Raw genomic sequence first — 20,845 nt, forward strand, 5'->3', positions numbered from 1 at the left:
GATGGCGACCGACGACAAGCTGCGCGACTACCTCAAGCGCGCCACGGCTGACCTCCAGCAGACCCGGCGGCGGCTGCACGACGCCGAGCAGCGCTGGCACGAACCCATTGCGATCGTGGCCGCGGCCTGCCGGTTCCCCGGCGGTGTCCGCACCCCCGACGACCTGTGGGAGCTGGTCGCCTCCGGCGGCGACGCGATCAGCGGGTTCCCGCAGAACCGGGGCTGGGACGTCGCCGGCCTGTACGACCCGGAGCCGGCCACGCCCGGGCGGACGTACTGCGTCAACGGCGGGTTCCTGCACGACGCGGGGGAGTTCGACGCCGACTTCTTCAAGATCAGCCCACGGGAGGCCCGGGAGACCGACCCGCAGCAGCGGCTGCTGCTGGAGACCGCCTGGGAGGTCGTCGAGCGGGCCGGCATCGACCCCGCCTCGCTCAAGGGCAGCGCCACCGGCGTCTTCGCCGGCCTCGTCTACCACGACTACGCCGCCAAGGGCGTCGGCAGCCTGGCCAGTGTCGCCTCCGGCCGGGTCGCGTACGCGCTGGGCCTGGAGGGCCCGGCGGTGACCGTGGACACCGCCTGCTCCTCGTCGCTGGTCTCGGTGCACCTGGCCGCGCACGCGCTGCGGGCCGGCGAGTGCGGCCTGGCCCTGGCCGGCGGGGTGACGGTGATGTCCACCCCGGACTCGTTCGTCGGGTTCAGCCAGGACCGGGGGCTGGCCCCCAACGGCCGGTGCAAGTCCTTCTCCTCCGACGCCGACGGCACCGCCTGGGGCGAGGGCATCGGCCTGCTGCTGCTGGAACGCCTCGCCGACGCCCGCCGCCACGGCCACCCGGTGCTCGGGCTGGTCCGGGGCAGCGCGGTCAACTCCGACGGCGCCAGCAACGGCCTCTCCGCCCCCAACGGGCCGGCCCAGCAGCGGGTGATCCGGGCCGCGCTGGCCGCCGCGCAGCTCACCGCCGACCAGGTCGACGCCGTCGAGGCGCACGGCACCGGCACCACCCTCGGCGACCCGATCGAGGCGCAGGCGTTGCTGGCCACGTACGGGCAGGGCCGGCCGGCGGACCGGCCGCTCTGGTTGGGCTCGTTCAAGTCCAACGTCGGGCACGCGCAGGCCGCCGCCGGGGTCGGCGGGATCATCAAGATGCTGGCGGCGATGCGGCACGACACGCTGCCGCAGACCCTGCACGTCAAGGAACCGACGCCCAACGTGGACTGGTCCACCGGCAACGTGCGGCTGCTCACCGAGGCCCGGCCCTGGCCGCGCGGCGACCGCCCTCGCCGGGCCGGGGTCTCCGCGTTCGGGCTCAGCGGCACCAACGCCCACGTCATCGTCGAGGAGCCCCCGGCCGAGGCCGCCCCCGTCCAGGACACCGCCGCCCCCATCCGCGACGACGCGGCCTCCGCGCGGGACGACGCCGGCGGGCGGCCGGCGCGCCCGGTGGCGCTGCTGGTCTCCGGACGGGACGAGCCGGCGCTGCGGGCGCAGGCCCGCCGGCTCGCCGGCCACCTGGAGGAGCACGCCGACCAGGCCCCGGCCGACGTGGCGTACTCGCTGGCCACCACCCGCGCCGCGCTGGAGCACCGGGCCGCCGTGATCGGCGCCGACCACACCGCGCTCCGCGCCGGCCTGGCCGCGCTCGCCGACGGCACCGCCGCCGCCCACCTGGTCCGCGACACGTTACGCGTCGACGGCCGAACCGCCTTCTGCTTCACCGGGCAGGGCGCCCAGCGCTCCGGCATGGGGCGGCAGCTGCACGCCGCCTTCCCGGCCTTCGCCGACGCGTTCGACGCCGCCGTCGCCGCCCTCGACCCGCACCTGGCCCGGCCGCTGCGCGAGGTGGTGTGGGGCGCCGACGCCGACCCGCTGAACGACACCGGGTACGCCCAGCCGGCGCTCTTCGCGCTGGAGGTGGCGCTGTACCGGCTGCTGGAGAGCTGGGGGGTGCGCCCGGCGTACCTGGTCGGGCACTCCATCGGCGAGCTGGCCGCCGCGCACGTCGCCGGCGTGCTCACCCTGCCCGACGCGGCGGCACTGGTCGCCGCCCGGGGCCGGCTGATGGCGGCGCTGCCCGCCGGCGGGGCGATGGTCGCCGTCGAGGCGACCGAGGAGGAGGTCCGGCCGCTGCTCGACGAGCGGGTCGACCTGGCCGCGGTGAACGGCCCGACCGCCGTGGTGGTCTCCGGTGTGGAGGCGGCCGCGCTGGCCGTCGCCGAGCAGTTGCGCGGCCTCGGCCGGCGGACCCGCCGGCTGGCCGTCTCGCACGCTTTCCACAGCCCGCTGATGGAACCCATGCTCACCGACTTCGCCGAGGTCGCCCGGTCGCTGCGCTACACCGCGCCGACCCTGCTGGTGGTCTCCACCCTGACCGGGCAACCGGTCACCGGCGAGCTGACCGACCCCGAGCACTGGGTACGCCAGGTGCGCGGCACCGTCCGCTTCCACGACTCCGTACGGTGGCTCGCCGAGCAGGGCGTCACCACGTTCCTGGAGCTCGGCCCGGACGCGGCGCTCTCGGCCACCGGCCCGGACTGCGTCGGCGACGGCCGGGACGCGGTCTTCGTGCCGCTGCTGCGCCGGGACCGGGACGAGGAGCGGGAGCTGGTCACCGCGCTGGCCCGCGCGCACACCCGGGGCACGCCGGTCGACTGGGCGGCGGTGCACCCCGGCGCCCGCCGGGTCGAGCTGCCCACCTACGAGTTCCAGCGCCGCTGGTACTGGTGGGAGGCGCCCGAGCCGGTCGCCGCCGACCCGAGCTTCCTCGACGACCTCGCCGCCGCCGACCCCGCCGCCCTCGCCGCCGACCTCGGCGTCGACCCGGCCGCCCTCGGCCAGGTGCTGCCCGCCCTGTCCGCGCTGCGCCGTCGGCACGCCGACCGGTCCGCGGTGGACGGCTGGCGCTACCGGGTGGTGTGGGAGTCTGTCGCCGACCCCGAGCCGGGCCCGGCGCCGGCCCGCTGGCTGGTCGCCGTGCCCGACGGGTACGACAACGACCTGCGGGTCGGCATGATCGCGGCCACCCTGGCCGAGCACGGCGGCGAGGTGGTCCGCCTCCCGGTGGCCGACGCCGACCGGGACGCCCTCGCCGCCCGGCTGCGTGAGCTGCCCGGCCCCGGCACGGTGCTGCTCTCCCTGCTCGCCCTCGACGACCGGCCGCACCCCGACCACCCGGCGCTGACCCGCGGCCTCGCCGGGACGGTCGCGCTGGTCCAGGCGCTCGGCGACGCCCAGCTCGACGCCCCGATCTGGTGCCTCACCACCGGCGCGGTCGCCGTCGACCCGAGCGAGTCCGCCGACCCGGCCCAGGCCGCCGTGCACGGCCTCGGCACCGGCCTCGCCCTCGACCTGCCCCGGCACTGGGGCGGGCTGGTCGACCTGCCCGAGTTCCCCGACCCGGCCGCCCTGCGCCGGCTGCGCGCCCTGGTCACCACCGCCGGCGGCGAGGACCACGTGGCCATCCGCGACGGCGGGGTGCGCGCCCGCCGGATGGTCCGGGCCGCCCGGCCGGTGGCGCCGCCGTCGTGGCGGCCGCGCGGCACCGTGCTGGTCACCGGCGGCACCGGCGGCCTCGGCGCGCACGTGGCCCGTGCCCTGGCCCGGGCCGGCGCCGAGCACCTGGTGCTGGTCGGCCGGCGCGGCGCGGACACCCCCGGCGCGGAGGCGCTGGCCGCCGAGCTGACCGGCCTCGGCGCCGAGGTGACCCTCGCCACGTGCGACGTCGCCGACCGCGACCAGCTCCAGGACCTGCTCGACGGGCTACCCGCCCGGTGGCCGCTGACCGCCGTGGTGCACGCCGCCGGGGCCATGCAGCGCATCGCCCCGGTCGGGGAGCTGACCCTCGCCGAGATCGCCGACGTGGCCGCCGCCAAGGTGGCCGGCGCCGCCCACCTCGACGACCTGCTCGCAGACACCGAGCTGGACGCGTTCGTGCTCTTCTCCTCCGGCGCCGCCGTCTGGGGCAGCGCCGGGCAGGCCGGCTACGCCGCCGCCAACGCCTACCTGGACGCGCTCGCCGCCCGCCGCCGGGCCCGGGGCCTCGCCGCCGCCTCGATCGCCTGGGGCTCCTGGGACAGCGGCATGGTCGACGCCGACCTGGCCGCCGGGATGCGCCGCCTCGGCGCGCCGCCGATGCGACCGGAGCTGGCGATCACCGCGCTGCCGGAGGCGTACCGGGCCGACGCCGGGGACCTCGTCGTCGCCGACATCGACTGGTCGCGCTTCGCCCCCGTCTACACCATGGCCCGGCGGCGGCCGCTGCTCGACGCGCTCCCCGAGGTGGCCGAGGCGGTCGCCGGCGACACCACGAACGCCCCGACCGGGCTGGCCGACCGGCTCGCCGGGCTGCCGCCGGCCCAGCGGGCGCGGGCCCTGCTGGACACCGTCCGCGCCGAGGTGGCCGCGCTGCTCGGCTACGACAGCCCGGCCGCCCTCGACCCCGCCCGCCCCTTCGCCGACCTGGGCTTCGACTCGGTCGCCGCGATGGACCTGCGGCAGCGGCTCACCGCCGCCACCGGCCAGGCGTTGCCCGCCACGCTGGTCTTCGACCACCCGACGCCGGCCGCCGTGGCGGAGTTCCTCGGTGCGGAACTGGGCGTCGGCGCCGCCGACGCGACGACCGGGCCGGCGGCCGACCTGGACCGGCTGGAGGCGTCGCTGGCCGCGCTGCCCGCGGACGACGCCGACCGGCCCGCGCTCGCCGCCCGGCTGCGCGCCCTGATCGGCCTGGTCGACCCCTCCGCCGGCGACGACCGGCTCGGCGAGGCGGCGACCGCCGACGAGATCTTCGACTTCATCGACAACGAACTCGGGTTGCGCTGACCCGCACAGGGGTGAGGACGGGCATGGCGGAGGACGGCAAGCTTCTCGACTACCTGAAGCGGGTGACCGCGGATCTCACGCAGACCCGCCAGCGGCTCCAGGAGGTCGAGGGCGTCGAGCGGGACCCGATCGCGATCGTGGCGATGGCGTGCCGCTACCCGGGGAACGTGCGGACCCCGGAGCAGCTCTGGGACCTGGTGGCCGGCGGCGTGGACGCGGTCGGCCCGCTCCCCACCGACCGGGGCTGGGACCTCGCCCGGCTGCTCGCCGACGACCCCGACCGGATCGGCACCAGCTACGTCGCCGAGGGCGGCTTCCTCGCCGAGGCCGCCGAGTTCGACGCCGCCTTCTTCGGCATCTCCCCGCGCGAGGCGGCGGCGATGGACCCGCAGCAGCGGCTGATGCTGGAGGTCTCCTGGGAGGTGCTGGAACGCGCCGGCATCGCCCCCGACGCCGTCCGGGGCAAGCCCGTGGGCGTCTTCACCGGCTCCGGCTACCAGGACTACGGGGACCTGCTCAACGCCGCCCCGGAAGCGGCCGAGGCGTACCTGGGCACCGCGGCGGCGGCCTCGGTGATCGCCGGGCGGGTCGCGTACACGCTGGGGCTGGAGGGGCCCACGCTGACCGTGGACACCGCCTGCTCGTCGTCGCTGGTCGCGCTGCACCTGGCGGTGCAGGCGCTGCGCCGCCGCGAGTGCACCCTCGCGCTGGCCGGCGGGGTGATGGTGATGTCCACCCCGGCGCCGTTCGTGGCGTTCAGCCGGCAGCGCGGGCTCGCCCCCGACGGCCGCTGCAAGGCGTACTCCGACGACGCCGACGGCACCGGCTGGGCCGAGGGCGCCGGCGTGCTGCTGCTCGAACGGCTCTCCGACGCCCGCCGCAACGGCCACCCGGTGCTCGCCGTCGTGCGCGGCACCGCGGTCAACCAGGACGGCGCGTCCAACGGCCTCACCGCCCCCAGCGGGCCGGCGCAGCAGCGGGTCATCCGCGCCGCCCTGGCCAACGCGCAGCTCCCGCCCGGCGAGGTCGACGTGGTCGAGGGGCACGGCACCGGCACCACCCTCGGCGACCCGATCGAGGCGCAGGCGCTGCTCGCCACGTACGGGCAGGGCCGGCCGGCGGACCGGCCGCTCTGGCTCGGCTCGCTGAAGTCCAACTTCGGGCACGCGCAGGCCGCCGCCGGGGTCGGCGGTGTGATCAAGATGGTGCAGGCCATCCGGCACGGCCTGCTGCCGAAGAGCCTGCACGTCGGCACCCCGTCGTCGCACGTGGACTGGACACCGGGGACCGTCCGGCCGCTCGCCGAGGCGCTGCCCTGGCCCGAGCTGGGCCGCCCCCGCCGGGCCGGGGTCTCCTCCTTCGGCGTCAGCGGCACCAACGCGCACGCCATCATCGAGCAGGCCCCCGAGGAGGAGCCGGCCGAGGTCACGACGCCGGAGCCGGCGCCGTCGGGGCGTACCCTCGCCTGGGCCCTGTCGGCCCGCGACCCGCAGGCGCTGCGCGCGCAGGCCGCGCGGCTCGCCGCCGTCGCGGCCGGGCCCGACCCGGCCGACGTCGGGCACGCCCTGGTCACCGGCCGCTCGGCGCTGGACCACCGCGCGGTCGTCACCGGTACGGACACCGCCGCGCTGCTGGCCGGGCTGACCGCCCTCGCCGACGACCGCGACGCTACCAACCTGGTACGCGGCACCGCCCGCACCGACGCCCGGGTGGCCTTCGTCTTCCCCGGCCAGGGCTCGCAGTGGGCCGGGATGGCCGTCGAGCTGCTCGACTCGTCGCCGGTCTTCGCCGCGAAGATCGCCGAGTGCGCCCGCGCGCTGGAACCCTTCGTCGACTGGGACCTGGTCGACGTGCTGCGCGGCGCGCCCGGCGCGCCCACCCTCGACCCGGTCGACGTGGTGCAGCCGGTGCTCTGGTCGGTGATGGTCTCGCTGGCCCAGCTGTGGCGCAGCCACGGCGTCGAGCCGGCCGCCGTGGTCGGCCACTCGCAGGGCGAGATCGCCGCGGCCTGCGTCGCCGGCGCGCTCACCCTCGACGACGGCGCCCGGGTGGTCGCCCTACGCAGCCAGGTCATCGCCGCCGAGCTGGCCGGCCTGGGCGGGATGATGTCGGTCTCGCTGCCCGCCGACGCCGCCCGCGAGCGGCTCGCCGGCTGGGCGGGACGGCTCTCCCTCGCCGCCGTCAACGGCCCCGGCTCGGTGGTCGTCTGCGGCGAGGTGGACGCCCTCACCGCGTTCCAGGCCGAACTGGCCGCCGAGGAGATCCGCACCCGGATGATCCCGGTGGACTACGCCTCGCACTCCGTCTTCGTCGAGGGCATCCGGGACCGGCTCGCCGAACTGCTCGCCCCGGTCCGCCCCCGCACCGCCGAGGTGCCGTTCTACTCGGCGGTCACCGGCGCCCTGCTGGACACCACCGCCCTCGACGGCGGCTACTGGTACACCAACCTGCGGCAGACCGTGCTCTTCGCCGACGCCACCCGGGCGATGCTCGCCGACGGGCTGACCGTCTTCGTCGAGCCCAGCGCCCACCCGACGCTCAAGGTCGGTATCGAGGAGACCGTCACCGACGCCGGCGCCCCGGCCGTCGTGATCGGTACCCTGCGCCGCGACGACGGCGGACCGGACCGCCTCGCCGCCTCGCTCGCCGAGGCGTACGTCCACGGCGTCGCGGTGGACTGGCTGCCGCTGTTCGAGGGGCGGCCGGGGCGGCGGGTGGAGCTGCCGACGTACCCGTTCCAGCGCCGCCGGCACTGGTTGGACGCGGCCGCCACCGGCACCGGGGACGTCACCGGCGCCGGCCAGCGCCCCGCCGACCACCTGCTGCTCAGCGCGGTCGTCGCCACCCCCGCCGACGACGGCGTGGTGCTCACCGGGCGCATCTCCACCGGCACCCACCCGTGGCTGGCCGACCACGCCGTCGCCGGCACCGTGCTGGTCCCCGGCACCGGCCTGGTCGAGCTGGCGCTGCGCGCCGGCGACGAGGTCGGCTGCCCGGCGGTCAGCGAGCTGACCATCGGTGCGCCGCTGGTGCTCGCCGACGGCGCCGGCGTGCAACTGCGGGTCGCCGTCGGCGCGGCGGGGGAGCGCGGCGCCCGCCCGGTCAGCGTCTGGTCCCGGGCCGAGGACGCCACCCCCGACGCGCCCTGGCAGCGGCACGCCACCGGCCAGCTCGCGCCGGCCACCGCCCGCCCCGCCGACGACCTGCGGCAGTGGCCGCCGACCGGTGCCACCGCCGTGGACGTCGCCGCCCTCTACCCGGAGCTGGCCGACGCCGGGCTGGCGTACGGGCCGGTGTTCCAGGGGCTGCGGGCCGCCTGGCGGGCCGGCGCCGAGGTGTACGCCGAGGTGGAGCTGCCCGAGGAGGCCGCCGCCGACGCCGAGCGCGCCGACCTGCACCCCGCCCTGCTCGACGCCGCGCTGCACGCGGTCGCCCTCACCGACGCCGTCGACGACCGGGCGCTGCTGCCGTTCGCCTTCACCGGGGTCACCCTGCACGCGGTCGGGGCGTCCAGCCTGCGGGTGCGGATCACCCCGCTGCGCGCCGGCGAGGTCGCCGTCGAGGCTGCCGATGCCACCGGCGCGCCGGTGCTCTCGCTGGACTCCCTCGTCCTGCGGCCGCTCCCGGCCGACCTCGCCCCGGCGGCGGCGGCCGGGCCGGTCGCCGAGGCGCTCTTCCGCACCGCCTGGACGCCCGTGCCCACCCCGTCGCCCGCGCCTGTCCAGGTCGGACGGTGGGACACCGGCGAGGTCGCCGACGTGGTGGTGCTGCCGGTCACCGGCGGCGCCGACGCGGCGTCGGTGCACGACACCACCCGCCGCGTGCTCGCCGACCTCCAGGCCTGGCTGGCCGACGAGCGGTACGCCGCCAGCACTTTGCTGGTGCTCACCCGCGGCGCGGTCGGCCGCGACGGCGAGGACGTCAGCGACCTGGCCGGCGCCGCCGTCTGGGGCCTGGTCCGCTCGGCCCAGTCGGAGCACCCGGACCGGATCGTCCTCGCCGACACCGACGTCGACGTCACCGAGGCCGTCGTGCTCGCGCCGACCCTCGTCGCCGCCGGTGAGCCGCAACTGCTGCGACGCGACGGCGACCTGCTCGCCACCCGGCTGGTCCGCGCGCCGGCCACCGGCGAGGAGCCGCCCGCAGGCCGGATCGACCCGGCCGGCACCGTGCTGGTCACCGGCGCCAGCGGCACCCTCGCCGCCATCGTCGCCCGCCACCTGGTCCTCGCCCACGGGGTACGCCACCTGCTGCTGCTCAGCCGGCGCGGACCGGCCGCCCCCGACGCGGCCGACCTGGCCGGCGAGCTGACCGGCCTCGGCGCCTCGGTCGACCAGGTCGCCTGCGACGTCACCGACCGGCACGCCCTCGCCGCCGTGTTGGCCGACGTCCCGGCCGCGCGGCCGCTGACCGCGGTGGTGCACACCGCCGGCGTGCTCGACGACGGCACCATCGCCTCGCTCACCCCCGAACAGCTCGACGCCGTGCTCGCCCCGAAGGTGGACGCGGCGCTGCACCTGCACGAGCTGACCCGCGACGCAGGCCTCGGCGCGTTCGTCCTGTTCGGCTCCGCGGCCGGCGTGGTCGGCGCACCCGGGCAGGGCAACTACGCGGCGGCCAACGCGTTCCTCGCCGGCCTCGCCGCGCATCGCCGGTCACACGGGCTCGCCGGTCAGTGCCTGGCCTGGGGGTTCTGGGCGCAGGCCACCGGCATGACCGGGCGGCTCGGCGGCGTCGACCGGGCGCGGATCTCCCGCAGCGGCATGATCGGCCTCGCCGTCGACGAAGGGTTGACCCTGCTCGACGCCGCCCTGGACCGCCCCGACGCCCTGCTGCTGCCGGTCCGCTTCGACCTCGCCGCCGTACGCGCCCAGGGCGACGTGCCGGCGCTGTTCCGTACCCTGCTGCCGGTCGCCCGGCGCAGCGCCGCCGGGGTACGCGCCGACGCCGGCTCCCTGGTGGACCGGCTGCTCCGGCTGCCCGAGGCGGACCGCGAGCAGGCGCTGCTCGACCTGGTGCTGGACCGGGTGGCGCTGGTGCTCGGCTTCACCTCCGCCGCCGCCGTCGCCCCGGAGCGGGCGTTCCGCGAGCTGGGCTTCGACTCGCTCACTGCGGTCGAGTTCCGCAACCGGCTCAACCAGACCCTCGGCCTGCGGCTGCCGGTCACCGCGGTCTTCGACTACCCCTCACCGGCCGGGCTGGCCCGCTTCCTGGTCGACGAGCTCTCCGGTACCGCCGCCGTGACGTCCGCCGTGGCGGCGGCGAAGCCGGTCGACGAGCCGATCGCCATCGTCGCCATGAGCTGCCGCTTCCCCGGCGGGGTCAGCTCGCCCGAGGAGCTGTGGCGGCTGGTCGCCGACGGAGTAGACGCGGTCGGCGACTTCCCAGCCGACCGGGGCTGGAACGTCGACCAGCTCCACGACCCCGACTTCACCACGCCGAACAGCAGCTACACCCGCTCCGGCGGCTTCCTCCACGACGCCGCCGACTTCGACCCCGCGTTCTTCGGGATCAGCCCGAACGAGGCGCTGGGCATGGACCCGCAGCAGCGGCTGCTGCTGGAGTGCGCCTGGGAGACCTTCGAGCGGGCCGGCATCGACCCGGGCACGCTCAAGGGCAGTCCCACCGGCGTCTTCGCCGGCCTGATGTACCACGACTACCCGGCCAACAGCGGCACCGGCGCGGTCGCCTCCGGCCGGGTGGCGTACGTGCTCGGCCTGGAGGGGCCGGCGGTGACCATCGACACCGCCTGTTCGTCGTCGCTGGTGGCGCTGCACCTGGCCGCGCAGGCGCTGCGGTCGGGGGAGTGCGACCTGGCGCTGGCCGGCGGGGTCAGCGTGATGGCCACCCCGGAGATCTTCGTCGAGTTCAGCCGGCAGCGGGCACTGTCGCCGGACGGTCGCTGCCGGGCCTTCGCCGCCGCCGCGGCCGGCACCGGCATCGCCGAGGGCGCCGGGTTCCTGCTGGTCGAGCGGCTCTCCGACGCCCGCCGCAACGGTCACCCGGTCCTGGCGGTGGTGCGGGGATCGGCGGTCAACCAGGACGGCGCGTCCAACGGCATGACCGCGCCGAACGGCCCGTCGCAGCAGCGGGTGATCCGGGCCGCGCTCGCCTCGGCCGGCGTCCCGGCCGCCGAGGTCGACCTGGTCGAGGCGCACGGCACGGGTACGACCCTCGGCGACCCGATCGAGGCACAGGCGCTGCTCGCCACGTACGGCCGGGAGCGCCCCGCCGACCGGCCCCTCTGGCTGGGATCGGTCAAGTCGAACCTGGGCCACACCCAGGCGGCGGCCGGGGTGGCCGGGGTGATGAAGGTGGTCCTCGCCATGCGGCACGGGGCGATGCCCCGGACGCTGCACGTGGACGCGCCGTCGCCGCAGGTGGACTGGTCCGCCGGTGCGGTGGAGCTGTTGACCGAGGCTCGTGACTGGCCGGTGAACGGGCACCCGCGCCGGGCCGGGGTGTCGTCGTTCGGCATCAGCGGCACCAACGCGCACGTCATCGTCGAGCAGGCCCCGGACGACCCCCCGACGCCGGCCGGCCCTGCCCGGGACACCGCCGGCCCGGTCGTGCCCTGGCTGGTGTCCGCCCGGTCGGACGCGGCGCTGCGGGCCCAGGCCGGGCGGCTCTCCGCGTACGCGGGCGAGCACCCCGACCAGCGCGACGGCGACATCGGGTGGTCCCTCGCCACCGGACGGGCCCGATGGGAACGACGGGCCGTCGTCCTCGGCGCCGACCGGACCGAGCTGCGGCGTGGCCTCGACGCCCTCGCAGCCGGCACGCCCGACCCGACGCTCGTGTCCGGCGTGGCCCGATCGGGTGGTCGGTTGGCGGTGCTGTTCACCGGTCAGGGCGCGCAGCGCCTGGGCATGGGTCGCTCGCTGCACGCGGTGTTCCCGGTGTTCGCCTCGGCCTTCGACGCGGTCGTGGCGGAGCTGGACGGGCACCTGGACCGGCCGTTGCGTGACGTGATCTGGGGTGACGACGAGGAGCTGATCCGGCAGACGGGCTATGCGCAGGCCGGCTTGTTCGCGGTCGAGGTGGCGTTGTTCCGGCTCGCGGAGTCGTGGGGCGTGCGGGCCGATTTCGTGGCCGGGCACTCGATCGGTGAGTTGGCTGCCGCGCACGTCGCCGGGGTCTTGTCGCTGGCGGATGCGGCGCGTCTGGTGGCCGCGCGGGGTCGGTTGATGCAGGCGTTGCCGGCTGGTGGGGCGATGGTGGCGGTGCAGGCGTCGGAGGAGGAGGTGCGGGCGGCGCTGTCGGGACCGGATGCCTCGTTCGCGTCCTACCGACCTGATGACGTAAACGATTCAACCTCCAACGGCAACGGCAACGGCAACGGCAACGGCCTGGCGGCAGGCGCTGGTGTGGACATCGCGGCCGTCAACGGCCCTCGGTCGGTGGTCATCTCCGGCCCCGAAGTGGCCGTGCTGCACGTCGCCGAGCGCTTCACAACGGAGGGCCGCAAGACCACGCGACTGCGGGTCAGCCACGCCTTCCACAGCGGGCTGATGGACCCGATGCTCGACGAGTTCCGCGCCGTCGCGGCAGAGCTGACCTACGCGGAGCCGCAACTCCCGGTCGTGTCGAACCTGACCGGCGCCCTGGCCACCACCGAGCTGACCGACCCGGAGTACTGGGTCCGCCATGTCCGCGAGGCCGTGCGTTTCGCCCACGGCGTCACCGCCCTGCACACCGCCGGAGCGACCACGTTCCTGGAACTCGGCCCGGACGCCGCCCTCACCCCGATGATCGAGGGCGTCCTCACCGACGACGTCACCGTCGTGCCCAGCTTGCGGCGGGGACACGACGAGCACCGCCAGGCCCTGACCGCCCTGGCCAGGCTGCACGTCACCGGCACCACCGTCGACTGGACCGCACTGCTCACCGGCAGCCGCGTCGAGCTGCCCACCTACCCCTTCCAGCGGCAGCGCTACTGGGCCGACGCGCGGGAGTACTGGGCCGACGCCTGGGCCGGGGCGGGCGACGGCGAGGTCGTCGCCGCCGGCCTCGCCGCGCTGCGCCACCCGCTGCTCGGCGCCGAGCTGGTCGTACCGGACTCCGGCGAGGTGGTGCTGACCGGACGGGTCTCGCTCGCCACCCACCCGTGGCTCGCCGACCACGCCGTCGCCGGGACGGTGCTGCTGCCCGGCGCCGCCCTGGTCGACCTGGCCGTGCACGCCGGTGACCGGGTCGGCTGCCCCCACCTGGTCGAGCTGACCCTCCAGGCGCCGTTGCCGCTGCCCGACCGCGCGGCGGTCGTGCTGCGGGTGGTCGTCGGTGGGGCGGACGAGGCGGGCGACCGGACCGTTGCCGTCTACTCGGGCGACGACGCCGAGGACACCGCCTGGACGGCGCACGCCACCGGGCTGCTCTCGGCGTCCGTACCCGCACCGGCCGCGCCGCTGGACGCCTGGCCGCCGGCCGGCGCGAGCCCGCTTCCGGTGGACGACGGCTACCAGCGGCTGCTCGCCGACGGCTACGCGTACGGGCCGACGTTCCAGGGACTGCGGGCGGCCTGGCGGCACGGCGACGAGGTGTACGCAGAGGTCGTGCTCCCCGAGCCGGCCCACCCGGACGCCGCCCGCTTCGGCCTGCACCCCGCGCTGCTCGACGCCGGCCTGCATGCCGCCCTGCTCGACGCCGCCGACCGCGACGCCGCCGACCCGTCGACCGGGGACGCGTTGCTGCCGTTCTCCTGGAGCGGGGTGTCCCTGCACGCCGCCGGCGCGACCGCGCTGCGGGTACGCATCACCCGCCGCGGCCCCCGCAGCGCCACCGTCATGGTGGCCGACGCGGCCGGACAGCCGGTGCTCACCGTCGACTCGCTGGACTACCGCGCGGTCAGCGCCGACCAGCTCGACCCCGGCGGCCGACCCGAGGCGATGCACCGGCTCGACTGGGTGCCGCTGACCACGCCCGCCCCGCCGGCCGGGACCGGGTCGGTCGTGCTGCTCGGTACGCCGCCGGCGGGCGCGGCGGAGCTGCCGGCCCACCCCGACCTCGCCGCGCTCGCCGATGCCGTCGACGCGGGTGCCCCGCTGCCCGACCGGGTGCTGGTCACCGTGCCGGCGTTCACCGGCGACGACGTGCCGGCGCGACTGCGCGCGGCGGTGGCGTGGACGTTGCGGCTGACCCAGGACTGGATCGCCGACGCCCGCTTCGGCGCGGCCCGGCTGGTGCTGGTCACCACGGCGGCCGTACCGGTGGCCGACGGTGAGGTGGACCTCGCCACCGCGCCCCTGTGGGGCCTGGTCCGGGCGGCGGAGGCCGAGCATCCGGGCCGGTTCGCGCTGCTGGACGTCGACCGTACCGTCGAATCGGGTCGCCGCCTGCCCGCGGCGCTGGCCTGCGGCGAGCCGGAGGCGGCGCTGCGCGGCGGCGAGATCCGGGTGCCGCGGCTGGTCCGCGCGGAGGCCGCGACCCCGGCCGCGCCGCACGAGCACGGCACCGTCCTGGTCACCGGCGGCACCGGCGGCCTCGGCGCGCTGGTCGCCCGGCACCTCGTCACCGAGTTGGGCGTCCGGCACCTGCTGCTGACCAGCCGGCGCGGCATCGACGCGCCCGGCGCCCGCGACCTGGTCGCGGAGCTGGCCGACCTGGGTGGCGACGTCACCGTCGCCGCCTGCGACGTCGCCGACCGGAACGCGCTGACCCGGCTGCTGGCCAGCGTGCCCGCCGCCCGTCCGCTGACCGGGGTCGTGCACGCCGCCGGCGTGCTCGACGACGGCGTCCTCGCCGCGCTCACCCCCGAGCGGGTCGACGCCGTCCTCGCCCCCAAGGCGACCGCCGCCTGGCACCTGCACGAACTCGCCCGTGACCTGCGGATGTTCGTGCTCTTCTCGTCGGCGGCCGGGGTGCTCGGCGCGCCCGGCCAGAGCGGCTACGCCGCCGCGAACGTCTTCCTCGACGCCCTGGCCGCGCACCGCCGCGCCGCCGGGCTGCCGGCCGTCTCGCTGGCCTGGGGACTGTGGGCGGCCGACGGGATGGGCGACCGGCTCACCGCCGCCGAGCTGCGCCGGCTGGGCCGCAACGGCTTCCCGCCGCTCACCCGCACCGAAGGGCTGGCCCTGTTCACCGCGGCGCTCGACGCCGCCGAGCCGCTGCGGGTGCCGGTCCGGCTCGACCTGCCGGCCCTGCGCGCGGTCGCCGCCAGTCAACCCCTCCCGGCCGCCCTGCGCGGCCTCGTCCCGACGGCCCGGCCGGTCGCGCGAACCGGCGCGACCGCGCCGGCCGGCGGTGACGACCTGCGCCGCCGGCTCGCCGGCCGGTCCGGGTCCGAGCGCCGCGAGGCCCTCCTCGATCTGGTACGCGTCGAGATCGCCGCCGTGCTCGGCCACGCCACGGTGGACGCCGTCCAGCCCGACCAGGCGTTCAAGGACCTCGGCTTCGACTCCCTGTCGGCGGTGGAACTGCGCAACCGGCTGACCGCGGTGACCGGGCTGCGGCTGCCCGCCACCCTGGTCTTCGACCACCCCACGGCTCTCGCCGTGGCCGCGCACCTCGACGAGGTGCTCACCCCCGGTGAGGCGGCCCCGACCACCGGTGCCCCGGCGGCGCGGCCGGTCGACGAGCCGATCGCCATCGTCGCGATGAGCTGCCGCTTCCCTGGCGGCGTCGGCTCGCCCGAGCAGCTGTGGCGGCTGGTCGCCGACGGCGTGGACGCGATCGGCGATTTCCCCGCCGACCGGGGCTGGGACGTCGACGGCATCTACCACCCGGAGCGGGGTGCCGAGGGGCGGTCCTACTCCCGTTCCGGCGGCTTCCTCGCCGACGCCGCCGAGTTCGACGCCGGCTTCTTCGGCATCAGCCCGAACGAGGCGGTGGCGATGGACCCGCAGCAGCGGTTGCTGCTGGAGTGCGCCTGGGAAACCTTCGAGCGGGCCGGCATCGACCCGGGCACGCTCAAGGGCAGCCCCACCGGCGTCTTCGCCGGCGTGATGTACCACGACTACCAGGACAACACGAACACCGGCTCGATCGCCTCCGGCCGCGTCGCGTACGCCTTGGGGCTGGAGGGGCCGGCGGTCACCGTCGACACCGCCTGCTCGTCCTCGCTGGTGGCTCTGCACCTGGCCGCCCAGGCGCTGCGGTCCGGGGAGTGCACGCTCGCGCTCGCCGGCGGGGTGACCGTGATGGCCACCCCTGACACCTTCGTCGAGTTCAGCCGGCAGCGCGGGCTCGCCCCGGACGGTCGGTGCAAATCCTTCGGGGCGGGCGCCGACGGCACCGGCTTCTCCGAGGGCGCCGGCCTGCTGCTGGTGGAACGCCTCTCCGACGCCCGCCGCCACGGCCACCCCGTCCTCGCCGTGGTGCGCGGCTCGGCGGTCAACTCCGACGGCGCGTCGAACGGCCTGACCGCGCCGAACGGCCCCGCCCAGCAACGGGTCATCCGCGCGGCGCTCGCCTCGGCCCGGGTGCCGGCCGCCGAGGTCGACGTGGTGGAGGCGCACGGCACGGGTACGACCCTCGGCGACCCGATCGAGGCGCAGGCGCTGCTGGCCACCTACGGCCAGGACCGCCCGGCGGACCGGCCGCTCCGGCTGGGGTCGGTCAAAGCGAACGTCGGCCACACCCAGGCCGCCGCCGGGGTGGCCGGGGTGATGAAGATGGTCCTGGCGATGCGGCACGGGCTGATGCCCCGCACGCTGCACGCCGAGGAGCGCTCGCCGCAGGTCGACTGGTCCGCCGGCGCGGTCGAGCTGCTGACCGAGGCACGCGAGTGGCCGGCGAACGGGCATCCGCGTCGGGCCGGCATCTCCTCCTTCGGGCTCTCCGGCACCAACGCCCACGTGATCATCGAGGAGGCGCCCACCGACGGTGACGCGTCCGCGCCCCGACCGGTCGACGGCCTGGTGCCCTGGCTGCTGTCGGCGCGGTCCGACACCGCCGTACGCGACCTCGCCGGACGGCTGGCCGACCTCGCCGCCCGGATCGACCCGGCCGACGTGCCGGCGGCGGGCCGGACGCTCGCCACCGGACGGGCGCTCTTCGGCCACCGGGCCGTGGTGCTCGGCGCGGACCCGGCGGAACTGTCCGCCGGCCTGACCGCCCTGGCCGGCGGTGCCGGCGCTCCCGGTGTGGTCACCGGCGTGGCCCGGCCGGGTGGTCGGCTGGCCGTGCTGTTCACCGGTCAGGGCGCGCAGCGCCTGGGCATGGGTCGTGAGCTGCACGCGGTGTTCCCGGTATTCGCTGCTGCGTTTGACGCGGTGGTGTCCGAGATGGACGCACACCTGGACCGGCCGTTGCGTGATGTCGTCTGGGGTGACGATGAGGAGCTGATCCGGCAGACGGGCTATGCGCAGGCCGGTCTGTTCGCGGTCGAGGTCGCCCTGTTCCGCTTGGTGGAGTCGTTGGGTGTGCGGCCGGACTTCGTGGCGGGGCACTCGATTGGTGAGTTGGCTGCCGCGCACGTCGCTGGGGTGTTGTCCGTGGCGGATGCGGCGCGTCTGGTGGCGGCTCGTGGTCGGTTGATGCAGGCGTTGCCGGTTGGTGGGGCGATGGTGGCGGTGCAGGCGTCGGAGGAGGAGGTGCGGGCGGCGCTGGTGGGTCCGGGTGTTGTGGTCGGATCCTTTGGAGCTGATGTCGTAAACGACTCAGCCTCCAGCGGCAGCGGCAGCGGCATCGGCCCGGCGGCAGGCGCTGGTGTGGACATCGCGGCCGTCAACGGCCCCCGGTCGGTGGTCATCTCCGGCCCCGAGGCCGCCGTGCTCACGGTCGCCGAGCACTTCACCAAGCAAGGTCGCAAGAAGACGCGGCTGCGGGTCAGCCACGCCTTCCACAGCGGGCTGATGGACCCCATGCTCGACGAGTTCCGGGCCGTCGCCGCGGAGCTGACCTACGCCGAGCCGCAACTCCCGGTCGTGTCCAACCTGACCGGCGCCCTCGCCACCACCGAGCTGACCGACCCCGACTACTGGGCCCGGCACGTCCGGGAGGCAGTCCGCTTCGCCGACGGCATCACCACCCTGCACCAGGCAGGCGCGACCACCTTCCTCGAACTCGGCCCCCACGCCGCCCTCACCCCGATGATCGAGGGCATCCTCACCGACGAGGTCACCGTCGTGCCCAGCCTGCGGCGGGGACACGACGAGCAGCGGCAGGCCCTGACCGCCCTGGCGAGGCTGCACGTCACCGGCACCACCGTCGACTGGACCGCGCTGCTCCCGCAGACCGGCCGCACGGTCGACCTGCCCACGTACCCGTTCCAGCGGCAGCGCTACTGGCAGCGGACCAGCACCGCCGACGGGGACCTCGGCGCGGTCGGGGTCGACGCCGCCCGCCACCCGCTGCTCGGCGCCGCCGTCACCCTCGCCGGCTCGGACAGCACCGTCCTCACCGGACGGCTCTCCGTGCACAGCCAGCCCTGGCTCGCCGACCACGTGGTGGGCGACGCGATCCTCCTGCCGGGCACCGCTTTCGTCGAACTGGCGCTCAGTGCGGGCGGGCAGGTCGGCTGCGACGCCCTCACCGAACTGGTCCTCGAGGCGCCGCTGGTCGTACCGGAACGCGGCGGGGTCACCGTCCAGGTGCTGCTCGGCGCGGCCGACGAGGCAGGCTGCCGGCCGGTCACCGTCCACTCCCGCGACGGCGGACCGGACCAGCCGTGGACCCGGCACGCCACCGGCGCCCTCGCCCCGGCCACCCGGCCGCCGTCGTTCGACCTGGCCGCCTGGCCGCCGCCGGGTGCCGTCCCGGTCGACCTCGCCGGGCGGTACGACGCCCAGGCCGCCGCCGGACTGGCGTACGGGCCGGCGTTCCAGGGGCTGCGCGCCGCGTGGACCGCCGGCGAGCAGGTGTACGCCGAGGTGACCCTGCCGGCCGGGGACGGCGCCGACGACGGGTACCGGATGCACCCGTCCCTCCTCGACGCCTGTCTCCAGGCGGTCGGCCTCGATGCCGGCCAGGTCGGGCCGGTCCGGTTGCCGTTCGCCTTCGCCGGCGTCACCGTCGCGGTGCCCGACGCCACCACCGTCCGGGTCCGGGTCACCCCGGCCGGGGACGGGGTGCGCCTCGACATCGCCGACGCCGCCGGCCTGCCGGTGGCCTCGGTGGAGTCGCTCACCCTGCGGGAACTCTCCGCCGCCCAGCTCGCCGCCGGTCGGCAGGAACCGCTGTACCGGCTGGCCTGGCAGCCCGCCGCACCGGTGGCCGCGCCCCCGGTGCGCTGGGCGGCGTGGGAGGACGTCCGCGAGGACGTACCCGAGGTGGTGGTGCTGCGGTCGGAGCCCGGCCGGGACGCCGCCGCCGTGCACCGGGCGACCCACCGGGCCCTGGAGCGGGTCCAGACCTGGTTCGCCGACGACCGGTACGCCCGGTCCACCCTGGTGGTGGTCACCCGGGGGGCGGTCGCGGTGGCCGACGAGGAGGCCGGCGACCTGGCCGGTGCCGCCGTCTGGGGGCTGGTCCGCTCCGCGCAGTCGGAGCAGCCCGACCGGATCGTCCTGGCCGACCTCGACGACCCGGACGACCCGGCGGCGATCGCCCTGACCGTCGCCACGGGGGAACCGCAGGTCGCCGTCCGCGCCGGCGTCGCCCACGTCGCCCGGCTCGCTCGCCTCGCGGCCGGCCCGGACGCCCCGTCGGCCAGCGTGTTCGGCGCCGAGGGGACGGTGCTGGTGACCGGCGCGACCGGCCTGCTCGGCCGGCTCGTCGCCCGGCACCTGGTCACCACGCACGGCGTACGCCGGCTGCTGCTGACCAGCCGGCGGGGCGCCGCGGCGGCCGGGGCGGACGACCTCGCCGCCGAGCTGACCGCGCTCGGCGCGGACGTCCGACTCGCCGCCTGCGACATGGGCGACCGGGACGCCGTGGCTGCCCTGCTGGCCGGGCTCGACCCGGCGCACCCGCTCACCGGGGTCGTGCACTCGGCCGGTGTGCTCGACGACGGGGTGATCGGGTCGCTCACCCCGGACCGCGTCGACGTCGTGTTCCGCCCCAAGGTGGACGCGGCGCTGCACCTGCACGAGCTGACCGCCGGCCTGCCGCTCACCGCGTTCGTGCTCTTCTCCTCCGCCGCCGGTGTGGTCGGTAACCCGGGTCAGGGCAGCTACGCCGCCGCCAACGCCTGCCTGGACGCGCTCGCCGCGCAGCGCCGGGCCGCCGGCCTGCCCGCCCAGTCGCTCGCCTGGGGAGCCTGGGCCGGCGACGCGGGGATGGCCGGCGACCTCACCGCCGGCGACCGGGCCCGCGTCGAGCGGACCGGCGTCCGCCCGCTCGCGCCCGCCGAAGGGCTCGCGCTGCTGGACGCGGCCGCCGCCACCGACGCGGCGGTGGTCGTACCGGTGGCGCTGGACCTGGCGGCGCTGGCCCGCGTACCCGACCTGCCGCCGCTCTTCCGCGGCCTGTTGCGGCGGCCGGCGCGCGCCGGCGGCGGGGCCGGGCCGGACGCCGCGGCGCTGACCCGGCGGCTCGCCGCGCTGCCGGCCGACGAGCGCGGGGCCGCGCTGCTCGACGTCGTGCTCATCCAGGCGGCGGCGATCCTCGGGCACGCCGGCCCGCAGGACGTCGACCCGGACCGGGCGTTCCAGGAACTCGGCTTCGACTCGCTGAGCGCGGTGGAGTTCCGCAACCAGCTCAACACCGCCACCGGCCTGCGGCTGCCCGCGACGCTGGTCTTCGACCACCCCAACGCGCGGGTCCTCGCCGCCGAACTGGCCGACGCGCTCGCCCCGGCGCCGGCCGGCGGGTTGCCCGAGGACCGGGTGCGGGAGGTCCTCCAGGGCATCCCGCTGAGCCGGCTGCGGGAGGCCGGGCTGCTGGACCGGCTGCTCGAACTCGGTGGGCTCGCCCCCACGCCGGACACGGCCACGGCGGACGACGAGGCAGGCCGCTCGATCGACGAGATGGACGCCGACGACCTGATCAGCATGGCGCTGGGCGACCAGGACCTCGACGACCTCATGACGGGAGACCCTCGATGACCGACGACAAGCTCGTCGCCGCGCTGCGCCGCTCGCTCAAGGAGACCGAGCGGCTGCGCGCGCAGAACCGGCGGCTCACCGCGGCCGCCCACGAGCCGGTCGC

Annotated in this window: 2 protein-coding genes and 1 pseudogene; all 3 read left to right on the forward strand. The window is 76.8% G+C overall.

From position 1 onward, the window contains the following. The first annotated feature begins 1 nt into the window (after position 1). A complete protein-coding gene (locus tag ACTWM8_RS10465) occupies positions 2–4,819 on the forward strand; it encodes a type I polyketide synthase (RefSeq protein ID WP_446213633.1) in 4,818 nt (1,605 codons plus the stop codon). A 23-nt stretch (positions 4,820–4,842) separates the two neighbouring features. Further along, the gene (locus ACTWM8_RS10470; RefSeq protein WP_446213634.1) at positions 4,843–20,742 is read left to right on the forward strand and encodes an SDR family NAD(P)-dependent oxidoreductase; all 15,900 of its coding nucleotides are present in this window, start codon (positions 4,843–4,845) and stop codon (positions 20,740–20,742) included. Continuing rightward, a pseudogene (locus ACTWM8_RS10475) lies at positions 20,739–20,786 on the forward strand (polyketide synthase docking domain-containing protein); the annotation flags it as partial. The gene ACTWM8_RS10470 and the pseudogene ACTWM8_RS10475, both read left to right, overlap by 4 nt. Positions 20,787–20,845 lie beyond the last annotated feature (59 nt).

This window comes from Micromonospora sp. IBSANI012 (assembly GCF_052814045.1).

Bases quoted from the DNA above. Each gene is read 5' to 3' on its own strand.
- ACTWM8_RS10465 (WP_446213633.1), top strand. From the start codon at position 2: ATGGCGACCGACGACAAGCTGCGCGACTACCTCAAGCGCGCCACGGCT.
- ACTWM8_RS10470 (WP_446213634.1), top strand. From the start codon at position 4,843: ATGGCGGAGGACGGCAAGCTTCTCGACTACCTGAAGCGGGTGACCGCG.